This window comes from Neobacillus nitrireducens, from assembly GCF_030915405.1.
In the GTDB taxonomy this organism is placed as follows: Bacteria; Bacillota; Bacilli; order Bacillales; family Cytobacillaceae; genus Neobacillus.
Window position 1 is genome coordinate 4881551 of record NZ_CP133262.1, and the last position, 20215, is coordinate 4901765.

Annotated in this window: 19 protein-coding genes; 10 read left to right on the forward strand and 9 right to left on the reverse strand. The window is 37.4% G+C overall.

The genetic code is table 11. The features are described from left to right. Positions 1-43 precede the first annotated feature (43 nt). A complete protein-coding gene (locus tag RCG22_RS23935; RefSeq protein ID WP_308104978.1) occupies positions 44-1966 on the forward strand; it encodes an ATP-dependent DNA helicase in 1923 nt (640 codons plus the stop codon). Positions 1967-2018: 52 nt separating this feature from the next. On the opposite strand, the gene RCG22_RS23940 is transcribed toward RCG22_RS23935, so the two are convergent. Genes RCG22_RS23940 through RCG22_RS23960 form a run of 5 tightly spaced genes read right to left on the reverse strand, consistent with a single transcriptional unit; the run spans position 2019 to position 4789 of the window. Continuing rightward, positions 2019-2318: a metal-sulfur cluster assembly factor gene (locus RCG22_RS23940; protein WP_308107237.1), complete on the reverse strand. Its 300-nt coding sequence runs from the start codon at positions 2316-2318 to the stop codon at positions 2019-2021. A gap of 13 nt (positions 2319-2331) precedes the next feature. Next, positions 2332-3576, reverse strand: a complete 1245-nt coding sequence (locus RCG22_RS23945) for a hypothetical protein (RefSeq protein WP_308104979.1) — start codon at positions 3574-3576, stop codon at positions 2332-2334. Positions 3577-3590: 14 nt separating this feature from the next. Continuing rightward, a complete protein-coding gene (locus tag RCG22_RS23950; RefSeq protein ID WP_098263384.1) occupies positions 3591-3797 on the reverse strand; it encodes a DUF2249 domain-containing protein in 207 nt (68 codons plus the stop codon). Positions 3798-3818: 21 nt separating this feature from the next. Beyond that, entirely contained in the window at positions 3819-4052 is a 234-nt protein-coding gene (locus RCG22_RS23955) for a DUF2249 domain-containing protein (protein WP_098263385.1), read from the reverse strand. 44 nt (positions 4053-4096) lie between these two features. Continuing rightward, a complete protein-coding gene (locus RCG22_RS23960) occupies positions 4097-4789 on the reverse strand; it encodes a Crp/Fnr family transcriptional regulator (RefSeq protein WP_098263386.1) in 693 nt (230 codons plus the stop codon). Between the two features lie 223 nt (positions 4790-5012). Here RCG22_RS23960 and RCG22_RS23965 point away from each other — a divergent pair, with 223 nt between their 5' ends. Continuing rightward, positions 5013-7376, forward strand: coding sequence for a nitric-oxide reductase large subunit (locus RCG22_RS23965; RefSeq protein ID WP_308104980.1), 2364 nt, complete (start codon positions 5013-5015; stop codon positions 7374-7376). Positions 7377-7396: 20 nt separating this feature from the next. Here the strand turns inward: RCG22_RS23965 and RCG22_RS23970 are convergent, their stop codons facing one another. After that, a complete protein-coding gene (locus tag RCG22_RS23970) occupies positions 7397-7543 on the reverse strand; it encodes a hypothetical protein (protein WP_308104981.1) in 147 nt (48 codons plus the stop codon). 117 nt (positions 7544-7660) lie between these two features. Between RCG22_RS23970 and RCG22_RS23975 the strand changes: the two genes are divergently transcribed. Both RCG22_RS23975 and RCG22_RS23980 read left to right on the forward strand, forming a co-directional pair. Further along, positions 7661-7894, forward strand: a complete 234-nt coding sequence (locus RCG22_RS23975; RefSeq protein ID WP_066257041.1) for a DUF2249 domain-containing protein — start codon at positions 7661-7663, stop codon at positions 7892-7894. A 191-nt stretch (positions 7895-8085) separates the two neighbouring features. Further along, positions 8086-9588, forward strand: a complete 1503-nt coding sequence (locus RCG22_RS23980; protein ID WP_374049405.1) for a carboxypeptidase M32 — start codon at positions 8086-8088, stop codon at positions 9586-9588. A gap of 80 nt (positions 9589-9668) precedes the next feature. Here the strand turns inward: RCG22_RS23980 and RCG22_RS23985 are convergent, their stop codons facing one another. From RCG22_RS23985 to RCG22_RS23995, 3 genes are read right to left on the reverse strand one after another with little or no spacing between them, the layout of a single operon-like run. After that, positions 9669-11336 (reverse strand): b(o/a)3-type cytochrome-c oxidase subunit 1, encoded by a 1668-nt coding sequence (locus RCG22_RS23985; RefSeq protein ID WP_098263389.1) that lies wholly within the window; start codon positions 11334-11336, stop codon positions 9669-9671. Next, positions 11336-11812 (reverse strand): cytochrome c oxidase subunit II, encoded by a 477-nt coding sequence (locus tag RCG22_RS23990; RefSeq protein WP_308104982.1) that lies wholly within the window; start codon positions 11810-11812, stop codon positions 11336-11338. Before RCG22_RS23990 ends, RCG22_RS23985 begins: the two co-directional genes overlap by 1 nt. A gap of 21 nt (positions 11813-11833) precedes the next feature. After that, positions 11834-11983, reverse strand: a complete 150-nt coding sequence (locus tag RCG22_RS23995; protein ID WP_098263391.1) for a cytochrome c oxidase subunit 2A — start codon at positions 11981-11983, stop codon at positions 11834-11836. Positions 11984-12691: 708 nt separating this feature from the next. On the opposite strand from RCG22_RS23995, the gene RCG22_RS24000 reads away from it, so the two are divergent. From RCG22_RS24000 to RCG22_RS24025, 6 genes are all read left to right on the forward strand, one after another. After that, entirely contained in the window at positions 12692-13780 is a 1089-nt protein-coding gene (locus RCG22_RS24000; RefSeq protein ID WP_308104983.1) for a type III polyketide synthase, read from the forward strand. A 4-nt stretch (positions 13781-13784) separates the two neighbouring features. Continuing rightward, complete coding sequence (locus RCG22_RS24005) at positions 13785-14360, forward strand: isoprenylcysteine carboxyl methyltransferase family protein (RefSeq protein ID WP_308104984.1); 576 nt, start codon at positions 13785-13787, stop codon at positions 14358-14360. A 56-nt stretch (positions 14361-14416) separates the two neighbouring features. Further along, on the forward strand, positions 14417-14542 hold the full coding sequence (locus RCG22_RS24010) for a hypothetical protein (protein WP_308104985.1): 126 nt from the start codon (positions 14417-14419) through the stop codon (positions 14540-14542). A 154-nt stretch (positions 14543-14696) separates the two neighbouring features. Continuing rightward, on the forward strand, positions 14697-18353 hold the full coding sequence (locus RCG22_RS24015) for a dynamin family protein (protein WP_308104986.1): 3657 nt from the start codon (positions 14697-14699) through the stop codon (positions 18351-18353). 30 nt (positions 18354-18383) lie between these two features. After that, positions 18384-19211: a sulfurtransferase gene (locus tag RCG22_RS24020; protein ID WP_308104987.1), complete on the forward strand. Its 828-nt coding sequence runs from the start codon at positions 18384-18386 to the stop codon at positions 19209-19211. Positions 19212-19282: 71 nt separating this feature from the next. Then, positions 19283-20176 carry a 5'-3' exonuclease gene (locus RCG22_RS24025; protein ID WP_308104988.1) on the forward strand — a complete coding sequence of 298 codons (894 nt, stop codon included), beginning with the start codon at positions 19283-19285 and terminating at the stop codon, positions 20174-20176. Positions 20177-20215 lie beyond the last annotated feature (39 nt).

The window sequence follows — 20215 nt, forward strand, 5'->3', positions numbered from 1 at the left end:
TTTATTTTTGTGTAATACATGAAAGTTTTTTGGGGAGGCTACCATGCAAAAACGCATGCCATTTGAGATTGCAAAAACTGAATCCTTTTATGATAAATTAGGTGAATGGATTGGTGACTTATTTTATGATATTTTGCCAGATGCCGGATTTGAATTGAGGGATGAACAGATTTACATGGCTTTTCAACTTGAAAATGCCTATAAGGATAAAAAAGTAATGTTTGCTGAAGCCGGGGTTGGAACGGGGAAGACTATCGTTTATTTGCTTTATGCAATTATGTATGCACGCTATACAAATCGTCCAGCAGTTATTGCGTGTGCGGATGAGACCTTGATTGAGCAGTTGGTTAAAAAAGAGGGAGATATCGCAAAGTTAGAGAAAATTCTTGACCTGAATATCGATGTCCGTTTGGCAAAGTCGCGCGATCAATACCTGTGTCTAAAAAAGTTGGATACGACTAGGAACAATGATTTTTCTGATGAAATTTCAGATATTTATGAAAGCCTTCCTGATTTTGTTCATGCAGTTGGCTCTATGCAAACCTTTGAAAGGTATGGTGATAGAAGAGATTATCCATCTCTATCTGATGAAAAATGGAGCGAGGTTAATTGGGATGCAGTCCAGGATTGTTTTTCTTGTGAAAAGCGTCATCGCTGTGGTCTAACATTGCATCGTGATTATTATCGACATTCTGAGGATTTAATTATCTGTTCCCATGATTTCTATATGGAGCATATCTGGACAAAGGAATCCAGAAAGCGGGAAGGGCAGCTGCCGCTTTTACCTGAGCATTCTTCGGTTGTTTTTGATGAAGGACATCTCCTTGAATATGCAGCTCAAAAAGCGTTAAGCTATCGGTTTACTGATTATACATTGGAATCACTGCTCACGAGGTTAATGGAAAATGAAGTACGTGAAAAGACTTTGTATACGATTGATGAGGCATTATTAGATAATGAAGCATTTTTTGATGCAATATCCCAATTCTCCTCTCTTTCACTTGGTTCAGATAAACAAATGATTACGAAGCATCCTTTAGTATTAAAAACATGCAGAAAGTTACATTCAACCCTTCAACAACTAGAGGAAGAATTAGTGTTTGAAAGTGAACTATATGTTATTAATGAATACGACCTGAAAATTGTCGAAGAGTACTTGGAACAAATCACCTATTCCTTATCACTTTTTCTTCAGGAATTAAACGGAATTACCTGGTTCGAAGAAAAAGGGGGAGAACGCACATTAGTTATTATGCCTAGAATGGTCGAAGAAGTAATGAGGGAAGAAGTTTTTACGCAGAAAAAGCCGTTTATCTTCTCATCCGCAACGCTGGCTAATCAAAAGTCGTTCGACTATATTGCTACTAGTATTGGTGTAGATGACTACTTATCCTTTTCAGTGACGTCTCCATTTGATTATGATGATAAAATGGAGCTTTATATTCCAAAATTCAACAAAGAAGATATTGAAGGGAAATTGGACTATATCTTAGCGGAACTTCACAAATCAGAGGGACGTGCCTTAATTCTTTTAAATAATAAAGACGAACTTGCGCGACTAAAGAAAAAGCTTTCTGGAGTAATCCCATATCCGATTTATTTTGAAGGGGATGAAGAGATAAGTACGCTTGTTTCTAAATTCCAGAATGAAGAACATGCCATTCTTTGTTCACTTCATCTCTGGGAAGGACTTGATATACCGGGCAGATCACTTGAAAATGTCTTGATATTTTCACTTCCTTATCCACCGAATGATCCGGTCTTTACGGCCAAACGTGCCGGTGTTGATAACCCATTTACGGAGGTTGACCTGCCATATATGCTGCTCCGCTTACGTCAAGGAGTTGGCCGCTTAATCAGGAGTGAGAAGGATCAAGGAACGGTTCATATTTTAGTAGAAGAAGATATCGACGCAGATGTGTTACACATGATTAATGAGGTTTTGCCAACAAAAGCGAAAGAATAAAAATAAAGTATAAAAAAAGCGGAAGCACTAATTAAAGTGCCTCCGCTTTTTTCTATCTACCTAATAATCTTAATCCTTCGGGTGTCATTTTATCTGGTGACCATGCTGGTTCCCAGACGAGATTTACTTCAACCTTTCCGGTTTCCTCAATCCCTTCGACGCTATAACGAACCCCGCTGGTAATGCTGTCATGGAGTGGACAGCCTGGCGTTGTTAACGTCATGGTGATGGTAACATCATTTGATTCGGTTATCTCAATATTATAAATCAAGCCTAGGTCAACTACATTTATGTTTAATTCGGGATCATAAACACTTTTTAACGCAGATAGAATTTTTTCTTTAGTATTCATCATAAACACCTCACTATTTTTTTAAAACCTTTAGGATACTGATTGCAATAATAATAAAAACAATTGAAAGTACAAACTGACCGATATTAAAGAGAATAGCTACATGAAAAGTTAGAGCGCAATAGACGATCAGTACAGCGACGATAAATAAAGAAAATAACGTCGGAACAATTTTTTCATTCATCATTTCTTTCAATGAAGGAACCTTATTTTTCCCGATTTCCTTACTATATTTATAAGTCCACCAAAGGAATGGAACAATTTTATATAAATAACTAACAATGCTTAAGACAATCCAGAGTAATAAATAGACATAGATGAGTGGGCCGGCAAAATGGCCTACATCTTGATTCCATAACATGATAAAGGCAGCTAAATGAATTACATTTCCAAACCCAATCGCAACTAAAGCAAACCTAAATGGTTTATCAAGTGTCTTCTTCAATCTTTTTTTGATGATTATTTTAATATGCCAACTGAAAATAGAAAATCCAATCAAAAGTAATAAGAAACCAATTTTCAGAAGGATACTGTTATTCGTAAAAAAGGAAACAAGTGAGACGACAAGTCCGGAAAAATAAAACCCATAAACATATTTAGCTTGAACCATTGGAAAACCATGGGAAAGAGAAAACATCGGTACCATTTTATAGGAAAATCCAAAAATCAACAGTGTAAACCAGCCAGTAACTCCCATTAATAAATGTGCTTTAAAGATTGATTGATAATATTCACTGGCAAATCCTGTTTTTAAGCTATAAATTAATGTAATTCCCAAAGAAATCGTTACAAATAAACAAACAAGGGACGAACCGACAAAGGCTGTCATAATCGTTGGTTTAGCTTGCTTACTAAGCGTCATAAACATTTGTACTAAAAACATTAAGATTCCAAGTAAAGTTAGCACACCAGGGATGATTGCATTTTGCGGTGACCAATATAACATCACTGCAAATGAAGTAATTCCGACAGCAGTAACGAAAAACTGGATGAAGCCAAATCTCTCGTTCCAAATATTGGTTAGGAATGCAACGGGTACCAGCTGATACATGGCTCCCATTGCTGCCATCAATGCCCAGCCTAGGACTAATAAATGAGCTGAAGACCAGATAACAGGGATTCTAAAGGTCCCATCCGTCATCAATTGTCCATTAACTAAAAGTTGAATTTGCGAAAGTACCAAGGCAAATAGACTAAAAAATATAAAAGAAATCGGAAGCTTAATATTTGTTTCACTTCCCATAGTTTGAGGAAGCATGATTGTTCACCCTCTTACCGGAAGATTTCAATTTTAAAGCTTCCGTCATTTTGTTCTTCTGTACGCTGTTGATAGCCTAATTCCTCTAATTGCTCATAAAGGAACATGGGCCTTCGATCATTTATGATTGTTAATATCTCATTTTCACCCAGGGTTTCCAAAGCGGCTAAGGTTCGCATCATTGGCTGGGGCGGTTCTAAACCACGATTATCTAAGATCATGAATATTTCACCCTACTTTCTTTAGGCTTTCTTTGTAAATGTGACTTTCCAATGCTTGCTATCAATTTCTTCTTCTTCATGCGTGAAACCTTTTGCTTTTAATACCGCGAAAAGTGGTACTGGTTTAAAAGGGGCATGGAGGATAAATATATCATTATCCTTTACTTCCTTAATTGCCTCCATAATTTTTTGAAAAGGTTCAATTTTATTTTTTAAATCCTCGCGAACATCAAGTTCAATAATACGTTGTTCCATCGATGTTTCATCTCCTCTTATATTATTAGTTCAAGACCGATAAATTAATAAAATAATTCCTGTTGAAGCGCTTCTCGGTCTATTAAGTAAAAACCATTTTCATCCAATGTAACATAATCTTTCTTCTTTACATGATTGATCGTCCTGCTGACAGTTTCTCTCGAAGTACCAATCATATTCGCTAGTTCACGATTCGTGAACTGAGTGGTTAGCTTATAGCGCCTCCCAACTACTTCACCGTTAGATTTACAGAGCCTAATAAGCAGCAAAATTATTTGTTCAAAAGTATTATGGAGAACTTGTGCTTCTAATCTTCCTTGCAAATCTACTATTTTTTCTCCTAATACTTTAAATAACTTAATGCAAAGCTCTGGATAGGAAATAAGTATTTCTTCAAATTTATCTATGGGAATGACGATGATATGTGAATCTTCCATCACTTCCGCATGAGCGGGGAAATTCCCCTTTCGGAAAAATCCGGCGTGAGGAAACATTTCACCGGGTTCAAGCACGGATATGAGTTGCTCTTTCCCTGATTGGTCAGTTCTGCAAATCTTTATTTTTCCACTATGAATAAAGAAAACCCGGTCAAGTGGATCATCCTGCATAAAAATATACATCTTATGTTTATAAAAACGAGTTTGTGCAATCTTCACGATGGGCTCTAGTTCTTCTGCCGACAGTTCTTTGAAGATTGGGACAACAGATAATCTTTTTACAATGTCCTCTTGCTTCATTAACATCACCTTCGTATTAGTAATTCTGTTTGACTAAATTGTAGCAGTGTTTTCAATGTAATTATGTGACCTCCGTCATAGTTAATTAGTTTTTATGAAAATAATTCTCAGTCTGTGTAGGAGTGAGAAATATCACAGGAGTTTGATGAGTTGCTTCACTGTGTGAAGGTCTTATCAAAGTTACAATACGATTTGTGACAAAATATGAAAGGGTGAATTTGGCATGGAGATACAACGAGGGACACCAACAACAAAAGTGGTGAAGACAAATAAAAATGCAATGCTAAAATCTATATTAGTTATAACCATTTTACTTAGCTTCACCGTGTTACTAGTAGGCGGTTATTGGATCTTTAAGGAGCAGGCACCAAGACCTGTTGAGGTTACCAATGAAAAAGGTGACGTTTTATTTACAAAAGATACGATTATGGGCGGACAGGCAGTATTCCAAAAATACGGTTTAATGGATTACGGTACCGTTTTAGGTCACGGTTCTTATATGGGTCCCGATTATACAGCAGAATCTTTAAAGCTGTATACTGAAGGAATGCAGGATTATAAAGCGAATGATAAATTCGGAAAAGACTACGCTTCATTAAATGAAGATGAAAAATCAGTCATAAAAAATAAAGTAATCAAAGAAATGCGGAAGAACCGCTATGATTCAAATAGCGACACCATGAAGTTAACAAATGCCCAGGCGTTTGGACTTGAAAGAGTAAGAGAGTACTATAAAGAAATATTTACTAAAGGTGACGGTTGGGGATTAAAGGCAAACCTTATTAAAGAAAGTGACTTGCCTAAAACGGATCGAGCTTATGTTGCAACAGGCGACCAAATCACTCAAATATCCGATTTCTTTTTCTGGACTGCATGGCTTTCAAGTACAGTCCGTGAAGGTGATAAAATTACTTATACGAATAATTGGCCTTACTACGAAGACGCAGGGAATCATTTATCCTTTTCTGCTATTTGGTGGAGCGGTGCCAGCGTAACTCTATTTGTGTTAATGGTTGGAATTATCCTGTTTATTTTCTACCGCTACAACTTTGGAATGCAGGAAGCGTATAAAGAGGGTAAATTCCCACAAATTGATTTGCGGAAAATGCCAGTGACAAGTTCACAAGTGAAAACAGGGAAATACTTTGTGATTGTTGCTGCTTTATTCTTTGTACAGTGTATGTTTGGGGCTTTACTTGCTCACTATTATATCGAACCTGATAGTTTCTTCGGTATCAAATGGATTCATGATATTCTTCCATTCAATATTTCTAAAGGTTACCACCTACAGCTGGCTATCTTCTGGATCGCAACAGCATGGCTAGGAATGGGTATTTATGTAGCACCACTTGTTGGCGGTTATGAGCCTAAGAAACAAGGTTTATTAGTAGATATTTTATTCTGGGCTTTGGTTGTTCTTGTTGTTGGCAGTATGGTCGGTGAATGGCTTGGTGCGAACGGCTACTTAGGAAACAATTGGTTCTTATTTGGACATACAGGCTGGGAATATATTGAGCTTGGACGAATTTGGCAGCTTATTTTGATTGTAGGGATGCTCATCTGGCTGTTCATCGTTTATCGAGGAATTAAGGCAGGGCTTAAGCGAGAAACGGACAAGGGTGGATTGATCCATCTCTTATTCTACGCGGCCATTGCTGTACCTGCATTCTATATTTTTGCATTGTTTATTAACCCGGGTACTAGCTTTACCTTCGCTGATTACTGGCGTTGGTGGATTATCCATTTATGGGTAGAAGGTATTTTTGAAGTATTTGCAGTTGTTGTTATTGGTTTCTTATTGGTTCAACTCGGACTAGTAACGAAAAAATCAACAGTTAGACAACTTTACTTCCAATTGATCCTGCTCCTGGGCAGTGGCGTAATTGGAATCGGTCACCATTACTACTATAATGGTTCTGCTGAAGTTTGGTTAGCACTTGGAGCAGTGTTCTCAGCATTAGAAGTTATTCCATTAACTTTGTTAATCCTAGAAGCATATGAGCAATACAAAATGATGCGCGAGGGCGGAGTAAACTTCCCTTATAAAGGAACGTTCTGGTTCTTAATCTCGGTTGCTATCTGGAACTTGGTTGGCGCAGGTGTACTTGGTTTCTTAATCAACTTACCGGCAGTCAGCTATTTCGAACACGGACAATTCTTAACACCAGCACATGGTCATGGTTCAATGATGGGTGTATACGGAATGTTTGCAATTGCTGTTCTCCTATATACATTAAGAAATATTGTCAAACCAGAGGCATGGAATGATAAATGGCTTAAAGTTAGTTGTATCTTGTTAAACATTGGCCTTGCAGGAATGGTCTTCTTATCCTTACTTCCTGTCGGCATCATCCAAATTAAGGAAGCCTTCAATCATGGCTATGCCGCTTCTCGTTCAGCATCATTCTTGCAAAAGGATATTGTTGCAACATTATTAACATGGCGTGCGGTGCCTGACACCATTTTCTTAATTGGTGTAGTGATATTGTTGGTATTTTGTATTAAAGCAATCTTTAATTTACGGAAGCCAACACACCAAGAAGGTGAAAAACTTCCTGTAAAAGATTTATCGCTTGACGAAGATTAAAATGGATTAATCCGCAAAGGTCAACTTTGCGGATTTTCTTTATCCATTTTCTCATAGCATTCAAAACAATATATCTCCTTATCCTCAGTGTGAATTCCGTTAAAAAAGCCATCTAAGCAATAGATTTCTTTACCGCAGCATTTACAAGTTCCAATACGTTCCTTCATTTGTCATACCTCCTGTATTAATAAAATCATCTGATCGGTGTGATACTACTCACTAAGTTTTTGTCTATGTTTTCTTATAATAAAATAGAAGTTAACAAACTAATAGGAGTGATAATAATGCAAACTTACGCAAAAGTTATCAATGTACCAGATTTTCCACCACGTGAAAAACACCCTACAATATTTAACGGCTTTGATGGTTTAGCATCAGGTGAGACAATGATGATTGTAAATGACCATGATCCAAAACCACTTTTATATCAATTCATGATGGAAAGACCTGAACAATTTTCTTGGGAGTACCTTGAAGAAGGCCCGGAGACTTGGAAAGTAGCAATTAATAAAAAGTAAAATTTTATAGGTCATTTAACCGTCATCAACATTTTGTGTGTTTATTTTCCAATTAACTATCTCTTATCCCATTAAATACATTTTACAACAGAAATTCTTTCTGTTGTTTTTTTTATACACTAAAAAGGGGCATTACCTTCTTTTTAGAATAATATGTTAAAATTTAATTGGAATCGAGAGGGGGGATTGCATTGAAGTATGCACAATTAGAAAAAGAGTTTCTAGATTATGTAAAAAAGATGGCAGCCTACAATGAAGCACTTGGATTAGTATATTGGGATCTAAGAACAGGGGCACCGAAGCAGGGAGTTGAACAACGGTCAGAAGTAATTGGGTTGTTATCATCTGAAGTTTTTAAAATGTCTACTTCGGAGGAGATGGCCGCATACATAGCTTATTTATCAAAACAGTCACTCTCCGAAAAGACGAGGAAAATCCTTGAAGAATGTAAAAAAGAATATGAAAGAAATAAAAAAATCCCAGCAGAAGAATACAAGGAATTTGTCATTCTTCAGTCAAAGGCAGAGAGTGTTTGGGAGGAAGCAAAGGCAAGTTCGGATTTCGCCTTGTTTAGTCCATATCTAGAAAAACTTGTCGAGATGACAAAGAAGTTTGTTAGTTATTGGGGTCATAATGATAATAAATATGATGTGTTATTAGACATGTACGAACCCGGAATGACTATGAAGGTTTTAGATCAAGTATTTAGTGAATTAAGAGAAAAAATAGTTCCATTGGTTAAGCAAATTTCTGCCTCTCCACATAAACCAAAGACGGATTTTCTATTTGAAAAATTCCCAAAGGAAAATCAACGTGAATTTAGTTTGAAAATCCTCGGCAAAATGGGTTATAACTTCCAAGCTGGGAGGTTGGATGAAACTGTTCACCCTTTTGCAATCGGGTTAAACCCCGGCGATGTGCGCGTTACCACAAAGTATGATGAAAATGATTTCCGAACAGCAGTTTTTGGAACCATTCATGAAGGCGGTCATGCTTTATATGAACAAAATATTTCTAAAAGCCTGATTGGTACTCCGCTATGTTCAGGAACTTCTACAGGAATTCATGAATCTCAGTCGCTTTTTTATGAAAATATCCTTGGACGAAGTTTACCATTTTGGAAAAATAACTACGATCTTCTAAAGACATATGCAAATGGTCAATTTGAACAAGTTGACATTGAGGATTTCTATCAAGCGATTAATGAATCTAAACCATCATTTATTAGAATTGAAGCAGATGAGCTAACGTACCCGCTCCATGTTATTATCCGTTATGAAATTGAAAAAGGCTTATTTAATGATGAAATTGATGTGATGGAGTTACCGAAGATATGGAATGATAAGTACGAAGAGTACTTAGGCATTCGACCTGAAAATGATGCACAAGGAGTTCTTCAAGATGTCCATTGGGCAGGAGGAAGCTTTGGTTATTTCCCGTCTTATGCTTTAGGCTATATGTATGCAGCTCAATTTAAGCATAAAATGCTTGAAGCACTTCCGAATTTTGATCAATTAGTCGAGGAAGGGGACCTTTTACCGATAAAAGAATGGCTGACCGAAAATATTCACCAATTTGGAAAAATAAAAAAGCCGCTTGAAATCTTACACGATGTCACTGGTGAAGGCCTCAATCCGAAATATTTAATTGATTATCTATATGAGAAATATGGCAAGGTGTATAGGTTGAATTAAAGAGAAAAGATAAAAAAAGGGCTCCAATCTCAAAGATTGGAGCCTTTTAGCCTCTGAACAGGGCGCTTCCGCTTTTCCTATTACCATTTACTCCATGTCTGAAATCCTTTTGAGCCTGGAGGTGCATTTTGAATGATATCGATAAACGGTATGGTGTACGCAAAAAGAATGAGGGCTGCTGCAATTCCAAGCCATAATTTCCAGTTTTCAAATACCATTGGTGCCTTTTCCTCAAGATTCTCAGCTACCGCAACAGGGAATTCCTCTTCCCCCTTAGGTGCAAAGAAAGCAAGATTGATGAAGATGATAATAACAAGGATAATGCCTATGAATAGTATCGTCCCGCCCACCGCTTGAGCAATTTGATATGGAATCCATTCTGCTGCTTGCTTGGCTCCGCCATAGGTGGAGAAAGCAGAACGTCTTGGTCCGCCAAGCAGACCTTCGAAGTGCATTGCACCAGACATGAAGACCATCCCAATAAACCAAACCCAAGCTTGGATAATTCCTAATTTATTCATTGCTTTTGTTAATTTACGTCCGGTTAAATGTGGAACTAACCAATAAGAAATCCCAAAGAACGTTAACACTACTGATGTTGCGGCTGTTAAATGGAAGTGACCTGTTACCCAAATAGTATTATGAATTACTTGGTCCATTTGGTTAGATGCATTGATAATTCCGCCCGCACCGGCAGGGATAAATGATGCCATACCGATAAATGGAACGGTAAAACGAGCATCACCCCAAGGGAGAACTTTAAACCAGCCAAACAAACCAGTTGCTCCTTTTGAGCGTCCATATCTTTCAAATGTAGCAAACAAAGAGAAAGCCGTCATTAACGAAGGAATTATAACCATGAAGGTTAAAATAACCTGTAAGAACTTCCATGCAGGGTCAATCCCCGGTTCTGTTAATTGGTGGTGAAAACCTACCGGAATCGAGAAGAGAAGGAACAAAATAAAAGATAAACGTGCTAATGAATCAGAGAAAATTTTCCCACCGATAATTTTCGGGATAATCGCATACCAGCACATATATGCAGGTAATAACCAGAAATAAACTAATGGGTGCCCAAAATACCAGAATAGAGTACGGCTGACTAAAACATCAACTGTATCAACTAATCCAAGTGACCAAGGAAGTAATTGGAATAAAACGGTTGCAGCAACCCCAAGTGTCGCAATTATCCACATAACTGTATTAATAACAGCCATAAAGCTTAATAACGGACTTGGCTGACCAGGATTATTCTTCCTCCATTTTGCATAGGTCATAATTTGTGCGGCACCATCAATCCAACTGCCTACAATTACGAACGTTAGACCTAAGTAAAAAATCCAATGTGCCTTAAGTGGTGCATAAAAAGTGTAAAGAACCGATGCTTCTTTAAGTAAGACCATGGTTGCAGCCATTAAGGTACCGACTAACATGATCCAAAAGCCAATCCAGCCAGTGCGTCGGGCTGCGTTTGAATGACCGCCGGTTGTTCTGCTTACGGCAGCATACTGAAAACCCATAATAAAAAATGTGGTTAAAACTAATCCCATTAATACACCATGGACGGTTAAGATTTGGTAATAATCAATGCCCCATGGAAGCTCCCATTTTCCAGAACGGACAAGGGTTTGTAACAGCCCCATTAAACCGCCAAGTGCAAGAGCAGAGAAGGCCACAAAAAAGTGCGCCATTGATAGCTTAGCATCACGAGGGTCAACTTTTACTTTTGCTGCTGTAGAGTTAGCCATTATTTTACCACCTCAATCATCGAACTCATTAAATGGTGACCTGCACCACAATATTCATTACAAACAATTAAATATTCGCCTGTCTTATCAAATGTTGTCGTATATTCGCTGACATATCCAGGCTCAAGCATCATGTTTATATTTGTTCCAGCTACTTCAAAGCCGTGGACGACGTCTTTTGTTGTGGCAATAACTTTGACCTTCGCACCAACTGGTACTTCAACTTTTATTGGATTATACGAGAACGCTTGAGCTACATATACTAATTCATAGTCCCAATCTTTACCTTCAACCTTATGTAATCCTGGTTTATCAAATGGTTTTGTTTGATCGACTTTATCCACATTAATCGTAGTTAAACAACTTGGCGGCTTGTTACCAAGATAGAATGCGCTTACTCCTACAACCGTTAAAAATACGACCAAAGCACTAATTCCAAAAGTTAACCAAATCTTCTCGAACTTATGCATATGCATATTTCTTTCCCCCTTCAATCATTAAAAACGTTCAACAAACAGGTAATAGACACTTACCCAAGTGACAACAATAAAAGCTCCCAATAAGAAAACAGATGCTAATGTCCCTTTAAGAGAAGAGCTGTCTTCAATTTCTGTTTTTTGATTTGTTTTAAGTTCCGCTTTCGCCATCCCCCTGCACTCCCTTCAGAGTATTGTTAAATTAATTATTAGTTCTCTTTCATAATACAAAACAATTGTTAAGAAAAAATAACAAATTTAGTAGTTCACAAAATGTTCATTCCTCGGATATCTACTATGTTAATATTATAAAACTGATGCAACAGTGATTTATATCACAATCACCAGGGGATATTTGTGACTAAAATGTGAACTATCACACTTTACCTGTGATAAAAGTAATTGAATATTGCCTTACTCAAGAAAATGAACAACTTTTTAGAATTGTGTCACACTTTGAGAACCTCTAAATATGATAGTAATAAATTTATATTTTCCTTCAGAAAAGAGTGTGTTTTTGTGGAAAAATATTATTGTGATCGTTGCCGCCTTCTGTATAATGATGTAGAAATCTGTAAAATCTGTGGGGCATTAGTGAAGAATAAAATTAAAATTGAGGTTCAAAAACAACCAGATAAAAAATAAGACGAAAGAAGCATGTGATTGCTTCTGCTATGCTTTTTACTTCGAATTTTAAAAATGGAAATCATTAGCTAGTGAATGAAATTATTATCCATTATATAATTTAAGAGCACAGCAACAACCTTCAAAACGTTTGCTTCCCCTCAAGGGAAGCTTTTTTTTATGCCTTTTAACACTAACGAATAATTACCATTAATTTGGAAAAAGTAACCTTACATAGATTGAAGGAGCAAATACATGCCTACGATTATTTCTGTTGCTGAGGTTATACCGCCTTTTGAAGTGAACCAAAATCAAGCATCTGAATTTGCAAGAGAGCTTTTCGCTGATTCCTTTAAGGATATTGAAAGGCTTTTACGGGCTTTTCAAAATGGTCAAATTGAAAAAAGGCATTTCGTTAAAAATCTTGATTGGTTTAAAGAAGATCACACTTTTGAAGAAAAAAATTCAGCCTACATTGAAGCTGCGTGCACTTTAGGAAAAGAAGCTGTCGAGAAATGTTTACATAATACAGACTTTTTAAAAAGGAATATTCCCTATCAAGAAATAGATATGATTTTTTATATTTCAACCACCGGAATCGCCACTCCTAGTATAGAAGCAAGAATTATGAACCTCCTGCCGTTTAATTCGCACACAAAGAGGGTACCGATTTGGGGACTTGGCTGTGCAGGTGGTGCTGTTGGAATGTCGAGAGCCTATGAATATTGCCTGGCCTTTCCAAAAGCAAAGGTACTTGTCCTCTCAGTTGAACTCTGCAGCTTAACCTTTCAGCGCAATGATCTTTCCAAAAGTAATTTAATTGGTACTTCTTTGTTTGCCGATGGTGTAGCTTGTGCATTGGTTTGCGGTGATGAATCAAATATTGAAGATTTTAGGAATAAGGCGACGTCACCGTCCATCATAGCAACACAGTCCACGCTGATGCCGAACTCTTTAGATGTGATGGGCTGGGATATTAGGAGTACAGGTTTGTTTGTCGTATTTTCACGGGATATCCCCAAAATCATAGAGGATTGGTTAAAGCCGAATGTAAGTGAATTTTTAGAAGAACATCAAATCAATCTTGAAAAAATTGACTATTTTATTGCCCATCCGGGTGGGAAAAAAGTGATCGATGCCTATGTGAAATCATTAGAGATACCGGGTTCAATGACTGATGTTTCGCTTGAAGTGTTAAGACAGTTTGGCAATATGTCTTCCACAACGATATTTTATGTGCTGAAGCGTTACCTGGAGATGGATATTCCTCAGGATGCGATAGGACTTGGTACCGCGCTTGGACCAGGTTTTAGTTCAGAACTGCTTTTGTTTAGGTGGGTATAAAAAAATGACCAATATTTTCTCATTTCTGCTGTTAGTTGGATTCATTGTTATTCAGCGGTTATTTGAACTTAGAATTGCAAAAAGTAATGAAAAATGGATGAAGCAGCGAGGGGCCGTTGAATTTGGAGAAAAGCATTACCGCTATATGGTGATGATGCATTTGTTCTTCTTTCTCTTCTTAAGTTGTGAAAAGGTTTTTAGGAATCAGGGGCTTTCTCCTTTTTGGGGCATCCTAATTATTCTTTTTCTAGTTGCCCAGTTATTCAGGATTTGGGCAATTACCTCGCTTGGAAGGTTCTGGAATACAAAGATCATTGTGTTAAGAAATGCAAGTGTGATCAGAAAGGGACCTTACTGTTTTATCAAGCATCCTAATTATTTTGTTGTAGCGGTTGAACTGGCAGTTGTACCATTAATGTTCAACGCCTTTTTAACAGCAGGTTTATTTACACTATTAAATATCATAATGCTGATGATTCGGATCCCTGAGGAGGAAAAGGCGTTAAAGGAACTGACGGAATATGAAGGATCATTTAAAGATTGTAATCGGTTTCTTCCCAATATTGTTAAAAAAGTGTGACAATTTTTAGAGGTCTATTGAAAATGATTATCACCTATGTTAAACTTTGATTATCGATGAAAATCATTCTCAACGAGAGTCTGATAAGGAAGGTGTTACAATTGACTTTTGCTTTAGTTGGCGGAACGGTTATTATTTATGCATTTGTCATGAAGCACGTCTTAAAAAACGTTACACATTAAATGAATACTTTTTCGTGAGCCAGGGTCCTTCATCTTGGCTCTTTGTCGTTTTTGGGAGAAATTTGTTTATAGTAATAGCCGTGTCAAGATAGGAAAAGTTTGAATTATCGTATAAAATAAAAAATATTACAAAGTTGTTAAGGGGAATAAGTAAATGGTGAAAACAGCCGATCAGAAAGCAGACATCCAAACACTAAAAACAAAAATCGTTTCAATATATGAATTTCTATCCAAACAAGCGGATTATGATCATGCAGAAAAGGTTAAACAACTGGCAATAAAGCTGAAGGACAGAGAGTTTATGATTGCATTCTGCGGCCATTTCTCCGCAGGGAAATCGACAATGATTAATCAGCTCGTTGGAGAGAATTTACTTCCAGCTAGCCCAATTCCAACAAGTGCAAATTTAGTAAAGGTGAAGGCAGGAGAGGAATATGCAAAGGTCTTTTTCAAAAATGAGAAGCCGCGTATCTATTTAGCACCTTATAATTATGAAATTGTTAAGAATTATTGCAAAGATGGCGACCAAATTGAAGAAATTGAGATTAGTCATAGTGACACAGGGCTACCCGCCAATACGGTAATAATGGATACACCCGGAATTGATTCTGCTGATGACGCCCACCGAATAGCTACCGAATCGGCCCTTCATCTTGCCGATATCATTCTTTATGTCATGGATTATAATCATGTCCAAGCAGAGTTGAATTTTTTATTTACAAAGGAACTAACCCAAGCTGGAAAAGAAGTTTACTTAGTAATTAACCAAATTGATAAACATAATGAGGAAGAGTTAAGCTTCTTTGAGTTTCAAAGTAGTGTGGTGGATTCGTTTGCATCATGGGGAGTGAAACCGGCTCGGATTTTTTATACATCATTGAAGAATGAGGATCAACCTTTTAATGAATTCAAAGATCTTAAACAATTTATTGCCGAAAAATTGGAGTCAAAGGACCAATTATTAGTTCCATCCATTTTTCATTCCTTAAAAAAAATTACCCAAGATCATCTCGCTCATAGCAATAAGCAGGATGAGATTGAGCTAAGTCCCGTTCTTGAGATATTGAATGAGTTATCTGAGGAAGAAAGAAGAGAATTGTCCAATGCTTCTCGCGAACTGGAAGGGAACCTTACGACTTTAAAAGAGGGGCCAGCCGTAACTGAGAAGGAATTTGATCACCAAATTACCCAAATACTGAAAAATGCGTACCTAATGCCTTTTCAAACCAGAGAGTTAGCTGAGCGCTATTTGGAATCCTGCCAGCTGGAATACAAAGTGGGAATCTTATTTTCTAAGCAAAAGACGTTGGATGAGAAAAAGCTAAGGCTCGAAAGCTTCCATCAAGATATTCTTGATAAAACAAAATCTCAGCTGGAGTGGCATATACGCGAATTTTTGCTGCGCATTTTAAAGGAAACGGGTCTAAACGCGAGGGAATTACAAAGCTTGGCACAATCTTATTCCATCGATGTTCAGGCAAACCTTTTATCAGAAACAGTAAAGTCCGGTGCACGAGTATCGGGAGAATATGTTCTACATTACACAGAAGATGTGGCCAATGAAATTAAAAAAATTGCGCGACAAAACCTGGCGCTTTTTAAAGAAGAGTTCTTAGAAGCCTTAAGACAACAAACAGCACAATTAATAGAACAGTATGAACAGGATAAGACCAAAAACGGGAGATATATTGATGCCCTAACAGTGCTGACAAATTATCAAAATAAAGCTAAATTGAAAGAAACCAAGATTGAAGAGTTATTAGCAAAAGATGAAATCTTCCAAGAAGATCTTCATCATCTATTTAGCCAAGACGAAAAAGAGTATGAAGTGGTCAGGACACAGGAGAAAATGTCAGAGAACGGAAGAAGCATGAATAGGAACAGTTTAAAAATTGATGATGTCAATATGCCTTCGTTCAATGAACTTAAGCTTCCATCCTCAGGTGATCATTTAGAGCAAACCGTGGAACGGCTTCAAAAAACGTCATCTTTAATCCAAGACCTTCCGGGTTTTCGGAAGCTGTCTAAAGATCTAGTCGATAAAGCAGAAAGACTCGAAAATAAGGGCTTTACGGTGGCATTATTTGGTGCATTCAGTGCCGGTAAATCTTCATTTGCGAATGCGCTTATGGGTGCTAAGATTCTGCCTGTTTCACCAAATCCAACTACCGCTGCCATTAATAAAATTAAACCTGTTACGGAGACCCATCCGCATGGCACCGTGCTTGTTAAATTTAAGGAAGCAGCTGCGATGCTTGAGGATATTAATCGCTCATTGAGAGTGTTTGAACTTCAGGCAGAGGATTTTGAGGGGGCTGCCAAAAAAATAAACGAGCTAATCCTTCAAGATGGGCAGGATGGCGGTGTCTTGGAGAAGACACATTTTACATTCTTACAGGCATTCACTAGAGGATATCAAGCGTTTGGAAATTTATTAGGAACAATACTTGAAACTGACGTAAGTGAATTTACCGAATTCGTGGCAAATGAAGAAAAATCCTGTTACGTCGAATGGATTGAGCTCTACTATGATTGTGAGTTAACCAAAAAAGGGATCACACTTGTTGATACACCCGGAGCTGATTCAATCAATGCCCGCCATACAGGTGTTGCATTTGATTACATTAAAAATTCAGATGCATGTTTTTTTGTTACCTATTACAATCATGCCTTCTCGAAAGCCGACCGTGAATTTTTAATTCAGCTTGGACGGGTAAAGGAATCCTTTCAAATGGATAAATTGTTCTTTATTATTAACGCAATTGACCTTGCAGAGAATGAAGAGGAAAAGGATACAGTTCTTAATTATGTCGAGGAACAACTCGGCAAATATGGAATAAGAAATCCCCATCTATATCCTGTATCAAGTTTGCAAGCATTAAAAGAAAAGGTGACGCAAAATCCACATTCAGAATCGGGAATGGCTAACTTTGAGCAGGCCTTTTATCATTTTATTACCAATGAATTAACGGAAATGGCTATTTCTTCAGCTGAAAAGGAAATAACCCGTGTCTATGATTTAATTGATAAACTTATCAAAAGTTCACAGGAAGACCAATCGGTAAAAGAGAAAAAACGCGGTACGATTGAAAAACAAAAAGCAAGAATCTTAGTATTATTGCAAAGCCAAATGATGGACAGCATGCAAAACCTCCTGAATCAAGAGGCAGATGAATTGGTTTATTACATTAAACAAAGAGTTTTCCTGCGCTTTGGGGATTTCTTTAGGGAGTCATTTAATCCCGCCACACTAAAGGATGACGGGCGGAATTTGAAAAAAGTACTATTAGCGGCACTGGATGAATTTCTTGAAAGCCTGGGATTCGATTTTGCTCAGGAAATGAGAGCAACAACTGTCCGGCTCGAGCGATTTGCTGAAAAGCAATTGGCAGATTACCAATCAGTTCTGATCCGGAATTTACAAGAAATCAATCAAGACCTATCCTTTTCAGTCTTTGAAGTAAACCATCAACAATCAATCGAATTTCCTATTGCCTTTAAAGATATGAATAAACAGCTATTTACGAAAGCCCTATCATACTTTAAAAATCCAAAATCATTTTTTGAGAAAAATGAAAAGAAATTCATGAGTGATGAACTGTATCAAGTGCTTAATATACCCGTGGATGAATATTTAACGCATGAAGCTCAGCGTTTAAAAACACATTATTCAGATGAAATCGCAAAGGAATTCAACCGCTTACTAGAAGAAATGAATGAACAAGTGGATAATTTTTATTTAAGCCACCTCTCAGCCTTAGATGGAGGAATTTCCATTGAATATTTAAGAAATATACAAAAAAACTTGTAAGGTATTATTCAAGGACAAGGAGGAAGCTTCGTGAAGTTTGTTAAAGACAAGGAATGGCTAGTTAAATGCTTAAACGAGAGCAAGGTCAGGGTTGTCGATTGCCGATTTTCATTAGCTGAGCTGGAAAAAGGCAGTCAAGATTACATTAAGGGCCATCTTCCAGGCGCAGTTTTCTTTGATTTAGCAAGAGATTTGTCAAGTCCGATTCAAGTCCACGGCGGTCGGCATCCATTGCCATTGGTAGAGGACTTAATAAAAAAAATAGAAGCTGCAGGTATTGATGAAAACACTGTAGTTGTCGCCTATGACAACGGGGAAGGTGCGTATGCAGCCCGTTTATGGTGGCTGCTTCAGTACCTTGGTCATGACAATGTTTATGTACTTGATGGGGGATTTAATGGGTGGGCAGCAGCAAATTATCCAATAACCCAAGTTATTCCTTCATTTGATAAAACAGAATTCCACTACATCATTAAGCCAGAATTACTGGCAACCACAATAGAAGTAAAAGATATAGTTGAAAAAAAGTCAGAAGAGAAGATCTTAATCGATTCCAGAGAACCAAAAAGGTACCTGGGTTTAGAAGAACCGATTGATAAAAAAGCTGGGCATATTCCCGGTGCCATAAATAAACCCTGGATGGAAGGGTTTATTGAGAGTCGATATAAAAATGCAGAAAAACAGAAGCAAAGGTTTTCAGACATCGATCCGAATAAAGAGATTATTGTTTACTGTGGTTCAGGGGTTACCGCAACTCCTAATTACCTTGCATTAAAAGAAGCTGGTTATGAAAAAGTAAAACTCTATGTCGGGAGCTTCAGTGATTGGATATCCTATGAGGATCATAAAATAGAATAATCTTTCAGGCCAACTTATGTTATAATAGAAATCGTGTTGTTTTAAAACGACACAAAATAAGGAGGTCAAAAATGACGAATCAAAAGCCTTCACTTATGCTTGTTGATGGAATGGCCTTGCTATTTCGTGCATTCTACGCTACTGCAGTTACAGGACAATTTATGATAAATTCAAATGGAACACCGACAAATGGAATACATGGCTTTGTTAAGCATTTATTCACGGCGGTTTCTTCATTTAAACCCTCACACCTCGCCGTTTGTTGGGATATGGGCAGTAAGACCTTTCGTACGGAATTATTTTCGGATTATAAAGGCAATCGCGGTGAAGCACCGATCGAGCTGATCCCGCAATTTGATCTAGTCAAAGAAGTGGTCGCATCTTTTGATATTCCCAATATTGGATTAGCAGGCTATGAAGCAGATGATTGCATTGGAACGATTGCCAATCAATCGAAAGACTTTGCCCATGTGTCGATCCTGACGGGTGATCAGGATATGTTGCAACTGCTTGATGAAAGTATTTCTGTTATTTTATTAAAAAAGGGATATGGTAACTACTTGGTGCATACACCTGAGACCTTTTTTGAAGATAAAGGAATTACACCTAAACAAATGATTGATTTAAAAGCCCTCATGGGGGACACAAGCGATAATTATCCCGGCGTTAAAGGGATTGGGGAAAAGACAGCACTTAAGCTCCTACAGGAGTTTGAACATGTTGAAGGGATTATCTCTAATTTAGATCGATTGTCCAAGTCAAATAAGACTAAGATCGAGCAAGATTTAGAAATGCTCCATTTGTCGAGGCTGCTTGCTGAAATAAAATGCGATGTTCCCGTAAGTTGTACATTGGATGATGCTAGCCTGCGAATTGAAAAAGAAAAAGCAGTAAATAAGTTAATGGAATTAGAGCTCCGTGGATTGCAGAGGCTCCTGCCAATAGACGAAATGTTTGTTTCATAAAAAATGAGGTTGTCCACTTGAGACAACCTCATTTTTTAT